The sequence below is a fragment of the Flagellimonas hymeniacidonis genome, from assembly GCF_008040165.1.
GTDB classification, from domain to species: domain Bacteria; phylum Bacteroidota; class Bacteroidia; order Flavobacteriales; family Flavobacteriaceae; genus Flagellimonas; species Flagellimonas hymeniacidonis.
On sequence record NZ_VRUR01000001.1, the window covers coordinates 763,196 to 779,274 of the forward strand.

Annotated in this window: 16 protein-coding genes; 11 read left to right on the forward strand and 5 right to left on the reverse strand. The window is 37.9% G+C overall.

Translation table 11 applies throughout. The features are described from left to right. The 7 genes from FVB32_RS03295 to FVB32_RS03325 all read left to right on the forward strand — a co-directional run bounded on the left by FVB32_RS03295 (position 1) and on the right by FVB32_RS03325 (position 3,196). On the forward strand, positions 1 to 465 hold the full coding sequence (locus FVB32_RS03295; protein ID WP_147741154.1) for a DUF1801 domain-containing protein: 465 nt from the start codon (positions 1 to 3) through the stop codon (positions 463 to 465). Beyond that, positions 462 to 848, forward strand: a complete 387-nt coding sequence (locus tag FVB32_RS03300; RefSeq protein ID WP_147741155.1) for a VOC family protein — start codon at positions 462 to 464, stop codon at positions 846 to 848. The genes FVB32_RS03295 and FVB32_RS03300 overlap by 4 nt, the downstream gene beginning before the upstream one ends. Positions 849 to 900: 52 nt before the next feature. Continuing rightward, positions 901 to 1,335 carry a TM2 domain-containing protein gene (locus tag FVB32_RS03305; protein WP_147741156.1) on the forward strand — a complete coding sequence of 145 codons (435 nt, stop codon included), beginning with the start codon at positions 901 to 903 and terminating at the stop codon, positions 1,333 to 1,335. Between the two features lie 94 nt (positions 1,336 to 1,429). Beyond that, the gene (locus FVB32_RS03310; protein ID WP_147741157.1) at positions 1,430 to 1,753 is read left to right on the forward strand and encodes an ArsR/SmtB family transcription factor; all 324 of its coding nucleotides are present in this window, start codon (positions 1,430 to 1,432) and stop codon (positions 1,751 to 1,753) included. Between the two features lie 2 nt (positions 1,754 to 1,755). Continuing rightward, a complete protein-coding gene (locus FVB32_RS03315) occupies positions 1,756 to 2,253 on the forward strand; it encodes a DUF6428 family protein (RefSeq protein ID WP_147741158.1) in 498 nt (165 codons plus the stop codon). 12 nt (positions 2,254 to 2,265) lie between these two features. After that, complete coding sequence (locus FVB32_RS03320; protein ID WP_187269486.1) at positions 2,266 to 2,757, forward strand: GNAT family N-acetyltransferase; 492 nt, start codon at positions 2,266 to 2,268, stop codon at positions 2,755 to 2,757. A 16-nt stretch (positions 2,758 to 2,773) separates the two neighbouring features. Next, complete coding sequence (locus FVB32_RS03325) at positions 2,774 to 3,196, forward strand: arsenate reductase ArsC (protein WP_147741160.1); 423 nt, start codon at positions 2,774 to 2,776, stop codon at positions 3,194 to 3,196. An 18-nt stretch (positions 3,197 to 3,214) separates the two neighbouring features. Here FVB32_RS03325 and FVB32_RS03330 read toward each other — a convergent pair whose 3' ends face one another. The 4 genes from FVB32_RS03330 to FVB32_RS03345 form a co-directional block, all read right to left on the reverse strand. Continuing rightward, positions 3,215 to 4,231: a carboxypeptidase-like regulatory domain-containing protein gene (locus FVB32_RS03330; RefSeq protein WP_147741161.1), complete on the reverse strand. Its 1,017-nt coding sequence runs from the start codon at positions 4,229 to 4,231 to the stop codon at positions 3,215 to 3,217. Positions 4,232 to 4,243: 12 nt separating this feature from the next. Next, positions 4,244 to 6,040, reverse strand: a complete 1,797-nt coding sequence (locus FVB32_RS03335; protein WP_147741162.1) for a GNAT family N-acyltransferase — start codon at positions 6,038 to 6,040, stop codon at positions 4,244 to 4,246. A 76-nt stretch (positions 6,041 to 6,116) separates the two neighbouring features. Next, positions 6,117 to 7,367, reverse strand: coding sequence for an aspartate kinase (locus tag FVB32_RS03340; RefSeq protein ID WP_147741163.1), 1,251 nt, complete (start codon positions 7,365 to 7,367; stop codon positions 6,117 to 6,119). 12 nt (positions 7,368 to 7,379) lie between these two features. Beyond that, positions 7,380 to 7,880 carry a GNAT family N-acetyltransferase gene (locus FVB32_RS03345; protein WP_147741164.1) on the reverse strand — a complete coding sequence of 167 codons (501 nt, stop codon included), beginning with the start codon at positions 7,878 to 7,880 and terminating at the stop codon, positions 7,380 to 7,382. A 114-nt stretch (positions 7,881 to 7,994) separates the two neighbouring features. On the opposite strand from FVB32_RS03345, the gene fbp reads away from it, so the two are divergent. Continuing rightward, positions 7,995 to 8,999 carry a class 1 fructose-bisphosphatase gene (fbp, locus tag FVB32_RS03350; RefSeq protein ID WP_147741165.1) on the forward strand — a complete coding sequence of 335 codons (1,005 nt, stop codon included), beginning with the start codon at positions 7,995 to 7,997 and terminating at the stop codon, positions 8,997 to 8,999. Position 9,000: 1 nt separating this feature from the next. Here fbp and FVB32_RS03355 read toward each other — a convergent pair whose 3' ends face one another. Next, positions 9,001 to 9,423, reverse strand: coding sequence for a tellurite resistance TerB family protein (locus FVB32_RS03355; RefSeq protein WP_147741166.1), 423 nt, complete (start codon positions 9,421 to 9,423; stop codon positions 9,001 to 9,003). Between the two features lie 113 nt (positions 9,424 to 9,536). On the opposite strand from FVB32_RS03355, the gene FVB32_RS03360 reads away from it, so the two are divergent. Genes FVB32_RS03360 through mfd form a run of 3 tightly spaced genes read left to right on the forward strand, consistent with a single transcriptional unit; the run spans position 9,537 to position 16,046 of the window. After that, on the forward strand, positions 9,537 to 11,999 hold the full coding sequence (locus FVB32_RS03360) for a ligase-associated DNA damage response DEXH box helicase (protein WP_147743409.1): 2,463 nt from the start codon (positions 9,537 to 9,539) through the stop codon (positions 11,997 to 11,999). After that, the gene (gene pdeM / locus FVB32_RS03365) at positions 11,996 to 12,628 is read left to right on the forward strand and encodes a ligase-associated DNA damage response endonuclease PdeM (RefSeq protein ID WP_147741167.1); all 633 of its coding nucleotides are present in this window, start codon (positions 11,996 to 11,998) and stop codon (positions 12,626 to 12,628) included. The genes FVB32_RS03360 and pdeM overlap by 4 nt, the downstream gene beginning before the upstream one ends. 55 nt (positions 12,629 to 12,683) lie before the next feature. Beyond that, positions 12,684 to 16,046 carry a transcription-repair coupling factor gene (mfd, locus tag FVB32_RS03370; protein WP_147741168.1) on the forward strand — a complete coding sequence of 1,121 codons (3,363 nt, stop codon included), beginning with the start codon at positions 12,684 to 12,686 and terminating at the stop codon, positions 16,044 to 16,046. Positions 16,047 to 16,079: the final 33 nt, after the last annotated feature.

A 16,079-nucleotide genomic window follows, 5' to 3' on the forward strand; every position in this document is an offset into this window, starting at 1 on the left:
ATGACCATCAACGCCAAAACACCTGACGAATACATAAGCAAACTACCTGATGATCGCAAAGCAGCAGTTTCCAAATTACGTGAGACTGTAAAAAAGAACATTCCAAATGGGTTTGAAGAATGCATTAGCTACAAAATGATAGGATACGTCGTTCCTCATTCCATATATTCAGATGGTTATCATTGTGACCCTAAACTTCCATTGCCCTTTATCAATATTGCCTCTCAAAAAAACTTTGTGGCTCTATACCATTCAGGTATTTATGCTGACAAGACATTGTTGGACTGGTTCGTTAAGGAGTATCCAAAGCATGTAAAAACCAAATTGGATATGGGCAAGAGTTGCATTCGGTTTAAAAAAATGGAACACATTCCGTATGAATTAATAGCAGAACTATGCCAAAAAGTGACCGTAGACTCTTGGATAGCACTTTATGAAAAAAACATAAAAAATAGAAAGAAATGAAAAATAGAGTAACAGGTCTGGGTGGATTCTTCTTTAAAACCAAAGACCCAGATAACATTAAGAAATGGTATAAAGAACGATTGGGCATACCTACAGATCAATATGGATGGAGTTTTTGGTGGAAAGATAAGGATGGTAATGATTGCATGACCCAATGGAGCCCTTTTAAAGATGACACCGAATATTTTCAGCCCAGCGAAAAACAATTCATGATGAATTTTAGGGTTGAAAATTTAATAGGGCTTTTAAAAGTCCTAAAAAAAGAAGGTGTTACCGTTGTTGGTGAAGTAGAAGAATATGACTACGGAAAGTTCGGCTGGATTTTAGATCCCGAAGGCAACAAATTGGAGCTATGGGAACCTGTTGATAAAGCTTTTCTTTAGATATTGAATTATTTGTTACATTTAAGACTAGTTTAACCAACACATTTAAATAATGTCTGAAGAAAACAAAGACTTAGGAGATAAAGCGGAAGAAGCTTTTGACAAAGCAAAAGAAGCAGCAAAAGATGCTGCTGAAGACGCCAAAGAAGCGGCTGGTGATTTTAAAGAGGAGGCCAAAAAGACTGCAAATGAATTTGCGGAAGGTATTAAAGGCGCTGGTGGAGACAACAAGAAGATGCTAGCTGGAATTTTAGCAATTCTGTTGGGATCACTTGGAGTTCATAAATTTATATTGGGTTATAACAAGGAAGGATTCATTCTTTTGGGCTTTTCCATTATAGCTTATATCTTGGTTTGTTTTGTTATTGGTGCTTTTTTAGCATGGATTCCGGGTATTATAGGATTAATTGAAGGAATCATATACCTGACCAAATCAGATGAAGAATTTTACAACACTTACCAGGTAGGAAAAAAGCCTTGGTTCTAAAAAAAAATGCCAGAGAATATCGCTCTGGCTTTTTTATTTATTATTATTATCGTAATATTGCAATATAAAATTATTAATGTTGTTATAAGTAATAATGGGAGCCTCTAAAACACATATGTTTTCCGTAACGCAGAACGAGCTGGCGCAAGTGGCCAAAGTTTTGGCGCATCCAGCTCGCATTGCCATCCTGGAATATATAAGCCGACAACAAAATTGCATCTGTAATGATTTGGTAGATGTTATCGGACTTTCGCAACCCACTATATCGCAACATTTAAACGAAATAAAAAAAATAGGGCTCCTTAAAGGGACCTTTGAAGGCAAAAATCTTTGCTACTGTATCAATGAAGAGCGTTGGGGGGAACTACAAAATTCCTTCACCACGTTTTTTACCAATATTAATTATAATTGCTGTTAATCATGAATACATCAGAATTTTTATCTATCCTAAAACAACATCAGAACAAAAGTTTGCTATTTGAATATGCCGAAGGTAAATTCGTAGGTGCTAACTATCATATCACCGAAATCAAAAATGTTACGGTTGACGCTGTTGACTGTGGAGCTGGAACCGATTTCTGGAAAGAAACCATTGTACAATTATGGGAAAGTCCAAAAGAAAAGGACAAAAAAGATTTTATGTCAGCTTATAAAGCGCTGGCCATTCTCAACAAAGTAGATGGAATTAAACCTATGGTAAAAGATGCTGAAATAAAGTTCGAATATAGCAATTCAGATTTTCATACGGCACAGCTTTTTGTACATGATTATACCATGGATGACCAATCTTTAGTTTTAAAACTTTCTGTTGAAAAAACAGATTGCAAAGCCAAAGAAACGTGTGGTGTTGCAGATAGTTCAGAAGAAGTTGTGGCAGAAACCTCAAGTGGCTGTGCACCAGGAGGTGGTTGCTGTTAATTTATCAAAACTATGCAGGTCCGCGAAATGCAAGTTTCCGATTGGGAAGCAGTTTGCCAAATATACGCTCAAGGCATAGCTACTGGTTTTGCAACTTTTGAGCAAGAAACCCCAACTTATGAAAGTTGGAACAAAGCGCATGTGAAGCAATGTAGATTGGTTGCCGAAGCAGAAGGTGAGCTTCTTGGCTGGGCCGCTTTATCACCTGTCTCCAGTAGATGCGTGTATGGTGGTGTTGTAGAAGTAAGTGTATATATAAGTGCTAAAAGCAGAGGACAAGGGATTGGAAAGCTCCTTATGGAACATCTAATTCTTGAAAGCGAAAAAGCTGGATTTTGGACGCTGCAGTCGGGAATTTTTCCTGAAAATGAATCCAGTATCCACCTGCATAAAAAAGTGGGGTTTCGTTACATAGGCAAACGGGAACGAGTAGGGAAGATTGACGGTATCTGGAAGGATAATCTGTTGTTTGAGAAAAGAAGTGAAATTATAGGAATAGATTAATCATCAAAAGAAAAAAATGAAAAATGTATTGGTCTTATGCACCGGAAACTCATGTAGAAGTCAAATGGCACATGGGTATTTAAATTATTTTCAAGACTCCTTGGCAAATGTGTATAGTGCCGGTATAGAAACCCATGGGCTAAATCCCGGTGCCGTATCCATTATGCAAGAGGATGGTATCGATATTACGTCACATACATCAAATCATGTAGATGAGTACCAAGGTATCGCATGGGATTATATCATTACCGTTTGTGACCATGCCAAAGAAAATTGCCCATTTATTCCAGCTGAAAATGCAGAACGAATTCACCACAACTTTTTTGACCCATCAAAGGTTAATGGTACCCAAGAGGTAAAACATGCGGCATTCTTAAAAGCGAGAGAAGAAATAAAGGCTTTTTGCCATGATTTTGTAAAGGAAGAACTGGTCAATTAAGTGTTACTATACAGCTTTTTAAAGTCCATAATCTATCGGCAACATGTCTCCTATACGAAAGTTGGCCATGTAGCCTCCAAAAACGATTTCTTGAAAAGGGGAGTAATTCCCATATCTATCAAGTGTATAAGTAGTATCTATGTTATTTATGCTTAGCGTAGATCTATAGTTACCTTTTTTCTTATGGTAAATCACAAATTTATCGCTCGAAAACCGAATGTTTTGCAAGGCTGTATTCGAGTTTTCTTTAGAAAAAAAGTTTGTAATTGATACTGGCTTAAAACCGCGTTTCAATTCAAAGTTTTGATTTTTAAAATTCCCACTCCAACATGATCTCATAAAATGCATAGCAGAACCCAAATATGCTTTTTCTCTACGCTCTTTTATTTTTGAATCATTTGAAGAAACATCGTAAAATTGAGTGGAACCATCATATACCGTATGATAAATATTGTCTGTTCGTTCCAGACTACTTTTTTTGAAGAAAATTTTAAATTCCTCAATTTCAAAATTCACAACATAGCCCAAATAATCATTTTGAATGATCAAAGGTTTATTACAGTATGCAGTAAGCGTATTGTCATAGGTGTTAAAATACAGTTTAACTTCACCTTCGTTCACAATTGTACTGTTCCGCCCGCCTTTTGTGTCACCTAAAAATTCCAATTTAAAAACCTTTAGTTTTTGTCTGCGGGAAAACGGATCGGATGTAACAACAATCTCGTCCAAGCTTTCCACGGCTTCGCTCAGTTCAATTTTTAATTTGGAGGTTTCATTTAGGTTGGCAATTTTTTTAGTTTCATATCCCAAATAGCGTATCACCAAAGTAGCATTGTTCTGGTACAGTAACTTTATTTTAAAATTACCTTCCTGATCGGTAATGGTGCCAGTTGAGCTACCATCAAAATAAACAGAAGCGCCATCAATTGGTTTTTTAGTTACCCTATCCGCCACAGAACCCACTATTTCTTGACTCTGAACTAAGAATGTAGTAAGGAAAAATATGGTGAATACTAACGCCTTTGTAAAATGCATTCAATTAAAAAATTAGTGGTTTAATTTTCGCTCCAATTCGGCTTGAAATTCTTCCATAACCGGTTTCACGGTACTTTCAGGTAAGTCGGCAATCTTAATATACATTAAACCATCTACAGAATTATTGAACAGTGGGTCAACATTAAAAGCAACGACTTTTGCGTTTTGTTTAATATATTTTTTAATCAAAACAGGTAAACGAAGACTGCCTGGTTCCACCTCATTGATCAGCTTATCAAATTTGTTTAGGTCTGCCTGGGTCTCATCAAAAACAAATTCCTTATCGGCATCTTTTAGCAGCACTTTAAACTCCTTCTTTGGTCGTATGTACTGTGCCACATAAGGATCCCAATAATTGGATTTCATAAATTCAATCATCAACGACTTTGAAAAATTGGAGAATTGATTGCTGATGCTTACTCCGCCAATCAGATATTTATGCTCCGGGTGTCTTAACGTTGTATGTACTATTCCTTTCCATAACAGAAACAAAGGCATTGGTTTTTGCTGGTACTCTTTTACAATGTATGCTCTTCCCATTTCAATGGATTTCTCCATCATTCCATATAGTTCAGGTTCAAAACGAAATAAATCTTGGAGATAGAACCCATCAATACCATACTTTTTGAATATTTGTGAACCTAGGCCCATGCGATATGCACCAACCACTGCTTTCTCTTTATCATCCCATAGAAAAAGGTGGTGATAGTAAGAATCAAATTCATCTAAATCAACAGCATTGTTAGTACCCTCCCCTACTTCTCTAAAAGTTATTTCGCGTTGTCTGCCAATTTCATTTAAAATAAAGGGCATGTCCTGTTCTTGTGCCAAATAGACTTCGTAGTTCTTACTTTGCAGCATTCGGCAATCTTTTTCTCGCAGCTTTTCAATCTCGCCTTCCAAAACTTTAGAGCCTACAGCTGTGGCTATCTTTTTGGGAGATTTAGGGATTTTTAAAGTGGAAGGTACTTTATCGATTAACCGTTCTTTCTCAAATGCATTAGCTAAGAGATAGGTCTTTTTTCTTAGCAACTCTGTGAAAGATTCTAAGGTTTTCTCCTCTTTTTGAGCGTTTACGGATATGGGCTGTCCTACCCTTACTTTGATTGGTCTTCTACTTTGTGATGCGACTTCCGAAGGCAATTTTGCCGTCCTAAAAACATCATTGATTTTGGATAATCTATAAAATAGTCTACTGTTTCTTGCATGAAAATATATTGGCACCACTGGCACCTCAGCTTTTCTAATAAGTTTTAGTGCTGCTTCTTCCCAAGGTCTATCCACTACCAATTTACCATCCTTATAGGTTGAAACTTCCCCGGCGGGGAAAATTCCAAGGGGATGTCCTTCTCTTAGATGCAAAAGCGCATTTTTAAAACCGGAAATACTGCTTTGGGCATCCTTATGATTCTCAAAAGGATTTACCGGCATTATAAAGGGTTTTAAGGGTTCTATTCTATTTAATAAGAAGTTTGCGATTATCTTAAAGTCGCTACGCTCTTGTAACATTAGTTTTAATAGTAAAACGCCATCAATACCTCCGAGTGGGTGATTGCTTATAGTGATATAGGGTCCTTCTTTGGGAAGACGCTTTAAATCTTCTTCGGGTATTTCAAAATCAATCTCATAATGCTCCAAAATGGCATCTAAGAAATCTGTTCCTGGTAGCGATTTGTTCTTATTGTAAAATCTGTTTATTCCTGTAATCCTAGTGGCCACCATTAGAAGCCAACCTACAAAGGTGCCTAAAAATCCATATCTGTCAAGCTTAATGACTTTTGCTACCTCTTTTGCAGAAACCAACCCCATAAAACAAAATTTGGTAAGCGTAAAGATAGAAAATTACGGCTATTGCGCTCTTAACCGAAAAGGAGTTCGGGTAATTTTATTTTACAACGAGCTGAACTGTTTCTCTACCACGCTGTTCCACCAAAACAGACCTTCCATTTTGAAGTGATTTTACTGCCTTATCATTAAAATGTCTGATGGTATACAACGACACATCTTCATGACAAACTACTTTGAATCTTCTTTTTAGTTCATCCAACATAGACTGTAGTCCATTAAACTTATTATCCAAGCAAACTGAAAAACTTATTGCTGAATTTTGAATCAAATCCACTTTCATCCTATGGTCATGGAACAATTTAAAAATCTCGCTGATATTGTCCTCCATGATAAATGAGAAATCCAATGACGATAATTTTATAAGGACCTGGTCTTTTTTCACAATAAAGCAAGGTACTTTGGGTGATATATCTTCTCCTTTGCCAACAGTGGTTCCATTCCCCTTGGGGGCAATAAAGGATTTTACATGTAAAGGAATTTCTTTTCGCTGCAATGGTTGAAGCGTTTTAGGGTGAATTACAGATGCACCATAAAAGGCTAGTTCTATGGCCTCTCTGTAAGAGATTTGATCAAGCAACTGGGTTTCCTTAAAGTTTCTTGGATCAGCATTTAAAACCCCTGGGACATCTTTCCAGATGGTAACAGAATTGGCATTTAGGCAGTACGCCAAAATTGCAGCTGAATAATCGGAGCCTTCCCTACCTAAAGTAGTGGTAAAATTATTATCATCACTTCCCAGAAAGCCTTGAGTGATATTCAATTTGGACATATCTACTCTAGTGGAAACTTCCTGCTGGGTACGTTCCCAATTTACAGCTGCATCCCTATAACCGTTGTCAGTTTTAATAAGATTGCGAACATCTTGCCAAGTATTTGGTATTCCAACTTCATTGAAATACTCACTTACAATAGTTGTAGAAACCAATTCTCCGTACCCCACTACTTGATCGTAAACAAAGGCATACTTTGGAGATTTATTCCAGGTTAAAAACCCTTTGACTTCCTCAAACAAAAGTTTAACCTTGCTATAGACAGGATGATTCTTATTCTCAAATAAATCTGATAAAATATTTTCATGATAGTCTATTACCTCTTGTATAGAAGAAGTAATGGTCTTTTTATCCTCAAAATAAGAAGCAACCACTTTTTCCATGGCATTGGTCATTTTCCCCATGGCGGAAATCACTACCAAGGTGTCTTTATGCCCTACTTCTTGTAATACTTTAACAACATTTCTAATACCATCTGCATCTTTCACAGAAGCCCCACCAAACTTAAAAACTCTCATTCGTTAATAGTTCTATTTTACCTTCTCAGGTGAATTTAAATTATTTAAATAGCTGTCAATGCCATTTTTATCTAGTTGCACCACATCCCAGTCCCGCATTACGTTGGCTCCTTTTTTCTCATAAAATTCAATTGCAGGTTCATTCCAATCCAACACTTCCCAACTGATTCTTTTAACGCCCAAGTTATGCCCATATTTTACTACTTCATTCAAAAGAGCCGTACCCAAACCACTTCCACGCATTTTTTCAGAGACAATCAGGTCCTCTAAATGCAATACCGGTCCTTTCCATGTAGAATATCTAGGATATGTTAATGCAATACCTACAACTTCATTTTCTTTCTCCGCCACAAAACAATGAAATAACTTGTTTTCTCCAAATCCATCCTTTATCAAATCTTCTTCGGCAACCTCAACTGCATTGGGATCCTTTTCAAATTCTGCTAGTTCGTGAATAAGTCCCAGTACTTGTTCCATATCTTCTTGCTGGGCATTTCTGATTGAAAAATCCATATTGTTATAAATAAAACTCAAAGTTATAAAAATCAAAAACTTTGCAATTACGAAAACGTTGTAGTATCACAAAATACACGATATTTGTCGCCAAATAAAACACTTGCCAATTCAATGGGAAAAATAAACAAAACACTTGGGGAATTTATCATTGAAAACCAGTCGTCATTCCAGTATACCACTGGGGAACTCTCCAAACTGATTCATGCCATTAGGTTGGCTGCCAAAGTAGTTAACCACGAGGTGAACAAGGCAGGATTGGTCGACATTCTCGGCGAAGCCGGAGACACCAATGTTCAAGGGGAAGACCAACAAAAATTGGATGTCCTTGCTAACGAAAAGTTTATTCAGACCTTAAAGAACAGAGAGATTGTTTGTGGTATTGCCTCTGAAGAGGAGGACGATTTTATTACAATAAACAGTAATGATGAGCAACACCAGAACAAATATGTGGTGTTAATTGATCCTTTGGACGGTTCATCCAATATTGATGTGAATGTCTCGGTAGGAACTATTTTCTCGATCTATAGAAGGGTTACACCCGTTGGTACTCCTGTAACACTTGAAGATTTTCTCCAGCCAGGAAAAAACCAAGTTGCAGCAGGCTATATTGTATATGGAACTTCCACTATGTTGGTGTATACCACTGGAGATGGTGTAAACGGATTTACCTTAAATCCCGCCATTGGTACTTTTTACCTTTCTCATCCGAACATGGAATTTCCGGAGACTGGAAAAATCTATTCCGTAAATGAAGGAAACTATATCCATTTTCCACAAGGTGTAAAGGACTATATTAAATACTGTCAAAAAGAGGAAGAGGATAGACCTTATACTTCAAGATACATAGGTTCCTTGGTTTCCGATTTTCATAGAAACATGATCAAAGGTGGAATTTATATGTACCCAAAAAGCAGCAAGGCACATAAGGGTAAGCTTCGCTTACTGTATGAGTGTAATCCTATGGCATTTTTGGCTGAACAGGCCAATGGAAAAGCCGTTGATGGCCATCAACGGATTATGGACATTCAGCCAACCGAATTACATGAACGTGTTCCCTTCTTTTGTGGTAGTAAAAAAATGGTAGAAAAAGCTGAAGAATTTATGGCTAAAAAGTAGCCTATTTATCCATGAGGTATTGGTAATCTTCAAAAGCTATCTTCCCAGTAAATATCGCGATTGATTTTTTTACAATTTCAACCGCTTTTTCGGGGGAATAACCAAGTCCAACTGCATATTTGACAATTAGGCTCATCTGCTCTTCGTCAACATTGTTATCTGCAAAGGCCATCCCAAAGAAATCGAACAAACGCTTCAATCTTTTTTCACCACTATGAGGCGTTTCTATTGGATATTTGTTCTCCTTTTTCATCACCTCTTTATACTCCGCATCGGTGATATTAAGTCGAAACGCAAATTTGTCCAAAATTTCTTTTTCCTTTTCACTGATCACGCCATCAACGGCTGCCAAACTGGCCAAAGTGGCAAAATGTGCCAAGTTTTTACGTTGCTCTCCGTGTTCGTATAAATCTAAAATGGGCATACCTTAAAATTTGTTCGGCAAATATAAATCTTAAAGTAGAAAAGATCATAACATTATCCCCAAAAGAAATTTGTAATTTCCCTTCTACTATTTAATTGATCAATTGTATTCCACTGCAACAATCCGAGCTTCTTCATATTGCCGAAAATTGGTTTCATCAACAAAAATGGAAACCATTCCCATTCCAAAAGCAAACTTGGAATGCTTTTTTGCAAGGTAAACACGGATTATTGAACGCCCCAACCGGGAGCGGAAAAACCTATGCGCTTTGGTTCCCTATTGTTTTGAATTACATTAAAAACAATCCTGATTATAAAACCAAGCATAAAAAAGGACTTAAAGCCATCTGGATTACTCCCTTGCGTGCACTTTCCCAGGAAATTAAACAATCTGCAGAGCGTATTACCCAAGATTTAGAAACGCAGATGACAGTGGGCATCAGAACTGGGGATACCTCAACCAAGGAACGGGCAAAACAAAAAACAAGCATGCCCGATTTGTTGATCACTACACCAGAAAGCCTTCAATTACTGATCTCCTCAAAAGGGTATGACAAAACCTTTAAAAATTGCTCGGCAATCGTTATAGATGAATGGCATGAACTTTTGGGCACCAAACGTGGGGTGCAAACGGAACTGGGCCTATCCAGGTTAAAAACAATTTGTTCCAATCTAAGAATCTGGGGAATCTCGGCCACTATTGGTAATTTAAACCAAGCAAGGGAAGTACTTTTAGGACCTACGGGCAAAGCTTTGCAAAACTCGATATTGATCAAAGCAAAACTCAACAAAAAAATTACGGTAAAGAGCATTATCCCAAAACAAATGGAAACCTTTCCCTGGAGAGGACATTTGGGGCTGCATTTATTGGAGGAAGTAATCCCGATTATCAACAAAAGCAAAACCACACTTCTTTTTACCAATACGCGAAGCCAATGTGAGATATGGTTCCAGAAAATTTTAGAAAAGCATCCTGAATATGCAGGTGAAATTGCCATGCACCATGGGAGTATTAATAAAGAAACTAGACTTTGGGTAGAACAGGCCATTCGCAATGAAAGTCTAAAGGCTGTGGTCTGCACTTCCAGCCTGGATTTAGGGGTTGATTTTGCTCCTGTGGAAACCGTAGTTCAAATTGGTGGACCCAAAGGGGTTGCCAGATTTTTACAACGGGCTGGGCGAAGCGGCCATAGACCCGGCAAGGAAAGCGTTATTTATTTTTTGCCTACCCATGCCATGGAACTTATTGAAGCTTCGGCCATGCAAAAAGCAGTTCTAAACAGTGCTGTTGAAGACAGAATTCCCTATTTAAACAGTTATGATGTCTTAATCCAGTATCTAACAACATTGGCGGTATCAGATGGTTTTATTCCTGAGGAAATCTATCCAGAAATTAAACAGACATTTTGCTATCAAGCGCTTTCGGAAGAACAATGGCAATGGTTGTTAAATTTTTTGGTGATGGGCAGCCAAAGTCTAAAAACATACGACGAATATAAAAAAGTGGAAGTGGAAGATGATGGAAAATTTAAAGTGAACAACAGGGCAATTGCCATGCGACATCGGTTTCAGATTGGGACTATTGTTGGTGATGCCAACCTCACGGTTCGTTATCAAAAAGGAGGATATATCGGAACTATTGAGGAATCTTTCATTTCTAAATTAGCCCCAGGAGATGTGTTTACCTTTGCTGGAAGAAATCTGGAATTCATTCGCATAAAAGGGATGTCTGCCCAAGTACGCAATTCTTCAAAACGTACCAACAAAGTTCCTTCCTGGATGGGTGGGCGTTTGAGTTTTTCAGCAAAAATGTCCGAGCTACTACGACAGGAATTATATACCGCAGCATTGGAGTCAAAAAAACAATCCGAAGAAATAAAATCTTTGACTCCTATGTTTGCCAAGCAACGAGAAGAGAGTATTGTTCCCCAACCCAATCAATTTTTAATTGAGACTTTTAAAAGTAGTGATGGGTACCACCATATCTTTTATCCTTTTGAAGGACGTGCCATTCACGAAGGCATGAGCAGTTTGCTCGCTTACCGCATTAGTCTACTATCTCCGATTACCTGTTCTTTGGCCTTTAATGATTATGGTTTTGAACTACTTTCTGATAAAGAAATTGATATTCAACAGGTCTTGGACAATGACCTTTTCACACCAGAATACATGCTTTCGGACCTTCAAAAAAGTTTGAATTCCAACGAAATGGCGCGTCGCAAGTTTCGAGATATTGCGGTCATCAGCGGGATGGTATTCACCGGTTACCCAGAAAAGGGAGTGAAAATGAAGCATCTGCAAAGCAGTTCCCAATTACTTTTTGATGTCTTTAAGGATTTTGAGGATGATAATTTACTCTTTCAGCAGGCTTTTACAGAAACCTACGAACATCAGTTGGAGGAAGGTCGTTTGCGCATGGCATTGGAACGTATAGCCGAGCAAGAAATCGTTTGGAAAAAATGTCAAAACCCAACGCCCTTTTCCTTCCCAATAATCACGGATCGTTTACGAGAAAAATTATCCAACGAAAAGCTGGCTGATCGCATAAAACGAATGACAAAGATTTTGACCAGATGACCCATATCGCAAAAATCAACAACGAAGAATTTATCCTCCACCCTTTGGGTGGACTATTTTGGACTAAAAAGTCTTTGTTGTTAATCAGTGATGTGCATTTGGGAAAAGTAAACCATTTTAGAAAATTTGGTGCTGCAGTTCCAAGACAAGCAATCCATAAAAATTTTCTATTGCTTGATCAAATCGTTGCTGACTTCAATCCGTTTCAAATTTGTTTTTTGGGGGATTTATTTCATTCATCCTTAAATAAAGAATGGGAACTTTTTGAAAACTGGGTAGCCAAAACCCCAGCTGAGATTATTTTGGTGTCAGGAAACCATGATATTATTTCACCCATTTTGTTCGAAAAATTGAATATTGAGATATACCAAGAATGGATTTTGGATGATTTTCTACTGACTCACCATCCAGAAGAACGAGATGGCCTATTTAATTTTTGTGGACATATTCACCCAGCCATAAAATTAAAAGGATTTGGCCGCCAAAACTTGAGACTCTCTTGTTTTTTTAAAACTAAAAACCAGCTGATTCTACCTGCTTTTGGTGAATTTACCGGCACGTATACGCTTAAACCCACCAAAAAAGATGAGGTGTATGTTATTGTCGAAGATAAAGTTGTAAAAGTTTAGGTTCCGTCTTGTCCACTATTGGTCTTCAATCTATATTTGCCACAAAGTTTTTGGATTGACCAAAGCATCGATTTCGCAACTTTTTGAACAGTCTCCCCAACTTCGGAAACTGAGGAATACTATTACCCAAATCCAAAAAATAAGCATTACAGGACTTACTGGTTCTTCACTTTCTTTTGCCATTTCCGATTTATTTGCATCTGCCGAATTGCCTTTTTTGATATTACTTAATGATAAGGAAGAAGCGGCATATTATCTTAATGATCTGGAACAATTAATTGGTGAAAATGAAGTGCTTTTTTACCCGGGGAGTTATCGCAGGCCCTATCAAATTGAAGAGACAGACAATGCCAATGTGTTATTACGAGCAGAAGTTTTAAACCGTATCAATTCTAGGAAAAAACCTGCCGTTATTGTCACCTACCCAGATGCACTTTTTGAAAAAGTGGTCACCAGAAAAGAACTGGACAAGAACACCTTAAAAATAAAACTGGAGGATACCCTATCGCTCGACTTTCTAAATGAGGTGCTTTTTGAATATCAATTTAAACGGGTAGATTTTGTGACTGAACCTGGCGAGTTTTCCGTGCGAGGTGGAATTGTAGATGTCTTTTCTTTTTCACATGATGAACCTTATCGTATTGAATTTTTTGGTGATGAAGTAGAGAGTATCAGAACCTTTGATGTGGAAACACAACTATCTACTGAAAAGGTGAAGCGCATCGCTATCATCCCAAATGTGGAGAACAAATTTTTGCAGGAAACTCGAGAAAGCTTCCTGAAATATATTTCGCCTAAAACCGTAATCCTCTCTAAGAATCTTGATTTGGTCTATAGCCGAATCGATTCCAATTTTGAAAAAGCCAAGGAAAGTTTTACCAAACTAAGTGAAGAAATAAAACACGCCAAACCTGATGAGCTTTTTGTAAATTCTGGCTTACTAAAATCTCAATTACAGCATTTTAGTTTAGTTGAAATAAATGGTAGTTCTCAGGATACCTCTACAGAACACAAAATCATATTTAATACTAAACCGCAGCCATCATTCAACAAAAAGTTTGATTTGCTTATTGAGAATCTCAAAGAAAATCACAGCTCAGGTTTTAGCAATTACATTTTTTGCTCCACAGAGCAACAGGCAAAACGATTTCATGACATTTTTGAGGAAGTAGAGAAAACGGTCCATTACAAAACTGTAGTTTTTCCTTTATATCAGGGTTTTATTGAACATGATTTAAAATTAGCCTGCTATACCGATCATCAAATTTTTGAACGTTATCATAAATTCCAACTCAAGAATGGCTATGCCAAAAAGCAAGCCATCACCCTTAAAGAACTCAATAAACTGGAAATTGGGGACTATGTTACCCATATTGACCACGGCATTGGGAAGTTTGGAGGGCTTCAAAAAATAGATGTAGAAGGTAAAAAGCAAGAAGCCATTAAATTAATGTATGGAGAGCGAGACATTCTTTATGTGAGCATCCATTCCCTGCATAAAATATCAAAGTTTAATGGCAAGGATGGTGCTCCACCCAAAATTTACAAACTAGGCTCCGCTGCTTGGAAAAAACTGAAGCAGAAAACCAAAAGCAGGGTCAAGAAAATTGCTTTTGACCTTATTAAAGTCTATGCCAAACGCCGTTTGGAAAAAGGATTTCAATACGCTCCTGATAGTTATTTGCAGCATGAGCTGGAAGCTTCATTTATTTATGAAGACACTCCTGATCAGGAGAAATCCACGCAAGATGTAAAAAGGGATATGGAGAGCGAGCGTCCTATGGACCGCCTAATATGTGGTGATGTCGGTTTCGGTAAAACGGAGGTCGCTATCCGAGCTGCATTTAAGGCCGTGGACAATGGAAAACAGGTTGCTATTCTTGTACCCACTACCATCTTGGCTTTTCAGCACAACAGAACATTTAAGGAACGGCTTAAAGAAATGCCCGTTAGTGTTGATTATTTAAACCGTTTTAGAACAGCAAAGGAAAAAAGGGACATCCATGAAAGATTGTCTGCGGGTAAAATTGATATTATTATTGGCACCCACCAACTCGTAAACAAAAGTGTGCAGTTTAAGGATTTGGGACTGCTCATTGTAGATGAGGAACAAAAATTTGGGGTTGCCGTAAAAGACAAGCTTAAATCCATAAAGGAGAATGTAGATGTACTGACTTTGACGGCTACACCAATTCCAAGAACGTTACAGTTTAGTTTAATGGCCGCCCGGGATCTTTCTGTCATCAACACACCACCACCTAACCGCTACCCTATTGAAAGTCGAGTGATTCAGTTTAATGAGGAAATCATTCGCGATGCGGTTTCTTATGAAATTCAGCGTGGCGGACAAATCTTTTTTATCCATAACCGAATAGAAAACATCAAGGAAGTTGCTGGGATGATTCAACGTCTGGTGCCCGATGCTAAAATTGGTATTGGACACGGCCAGATGGAAGGTAGAAAATTAGAACAATTGATGCTCGCCTTTATGAATGGGGAATTTGATGTTTTGGTCTCCACCACCATTGTAGAAAGTGGACTGGATGTTACGAACGCCAACACCATTTTTATCCACAATGCCAATAATTTTGGATTGAGTGATCTACATCAAATGCGTGGGCGTGTGGGCCGAAGCAATAAAAAGGCCTTTTGTTTCTTTATTACCCCGCCTTACGAAGTAATGACACCGGATGCTCGTAAACGTATTGAAGCATTAGAACAATTTACCGAACTCGGTAGCGGTTTCAACATTGCTATGAAAGATTTAGAGATTCGTGGTGCTGGAGATTTATTAGGTGGAGAACAAAGTGGGTTTATCAACGAGATTGGGTTTGAAACGTACCAAAAAATATTGGCCGAGGCTATTGAAGAGCTTAAAGAAAATGAGTTTAAGGAACTCTATGAGGAGGTAGAGGGCAAACAGGAAAAGGTGTATGTAAAAGACACCCAATTGGACACCGATTTTGAACTGCTCTTTCCAGACGATTACATCAACAATATTACAGAGCGTCTTAATCTCTATACACAATTAAACGAAGTGGGCGATGAGACTGGTCTTCAAAAATATGAAGGGGAACTGGTAGATCGCTTTGGCGAGTTGCCTACCCAGGCCGTGGACTTGCTCAACTCTGTTCGTATCAAATGGATTGCCAATAGCATTGGGTTGGAACGCGTAATTTTAAAACAAGGAAAGTTCTTGGGCTATTTTATTGCCGACCAACAATCACCTTTCTACCAAAGTCCAGCTTTCACACAAGTACTGCAATATGTTCAAGCGAACCCAAAAGTTTGTCAGCTAAAAGAGAAACAAACCCGTAACGGATTACGGTTATTATTGGTTTTTGATGGAGTTACAAATGTGGAGAAAGCTTTAGGAATTTTGGAGCCACTATCATCTCAAAAAGGGTTGGGAGTCTAATTTTTTTGCCGAAAATTCGTACATTCAATGTGA

Coding starts and splice junctions, on each gene's coding strand:
- FVB32_RS03335 (WP_147741162.1), bottom strand. CDS start 6,040: ATGGGGTTGGTTTCTGCAAAAGAGGTAGCAAAAGTCATTAAGCTTGAC.
- FVB32_RS03320 (WP_187269486.1), top strand. CDS start 2,266: ATGCAGGTCCGCGAAATGCAAGTTTCCGATTGGGAAGCAGTTTGCCAA.
- FVB32_RS03305 (WP_147741156.1), top strand. CDS start 901: ATGTCTGAAGAAAACAAAGACTTAGGAGATAAAGCGGAAGAAGCTTTT.
- FVB32_RS03315 (WP_147741158.1), top strand. CDS start 1,756: ATGAATACATCAGAATTTTTATCTATCCTAAAACAACATCAGAACAAA.
- FVB32_RS03345 (WP_147741164.1), bottom strand. CDS start 7,880: ATGGATTTTTCAATCAGAAATGCCCAGCAAGAAGATATGGAACAAGTA.
- fbp (WP_147741165.1), top strand. CDS start 7,995: ATGGGAAAAATAAACAAAACACTTGGGGAATTTATCATTGAAAACCAG.
- FVB32_RS03330 (WP_147741161.1), bottom strand. CDS start 4,231: ATGCATTTTACAAAGGCGTTAGTATTCACCATATTTTTCCTTACTACA.
- FVB32_RS03340 (WP_147741163.1), bottom strand. CDS start 7,367: ATGAGAGTTTTTAAGTTTGGTGGGGCTTCTGTGAAAGATGCAGATGGT.
- FVB32_RS03300 (WP_147741155.1), top strand. CDS start 462: ATGAAAAATAGAGTAACAGGTCTGGGTGGATTCTTCTTTAAAACCAAA.
- pdeM (WP_147741167.1), top strand. CDS start 11,996: ATGACCCATATCGCAAAAATCAACAACGAAGAATTTATCCTCCACCCT.
- FVB32_RS03295 (WP_147741154.1), top strand. CDS start 1: ATGACCATCAACGCCAAAACACCTGACGAATACATAAGCAAACTACCT.
- FVB32_RS03325 (WP_147741160.1), top strand. CDS start 2,774: ATGAAAAATGTATTGGTCTTATGCACCGGAAACTCATGTAGAAGTCAA.
- FVB32_RS03355 (WP_147741166.1), bottom strand. CDS start 9,423: ATGCCCATTTTAGATTTATACGAACACGGAGAGCAACGTAAAAACTTG.
- FVB32_RS03310 (WP_147741157.1), top strand. CDS start 1,430: ATGGGAGCCTCTAAAACACATATGTTTTCCGTAACGCAGAACGAGCTG.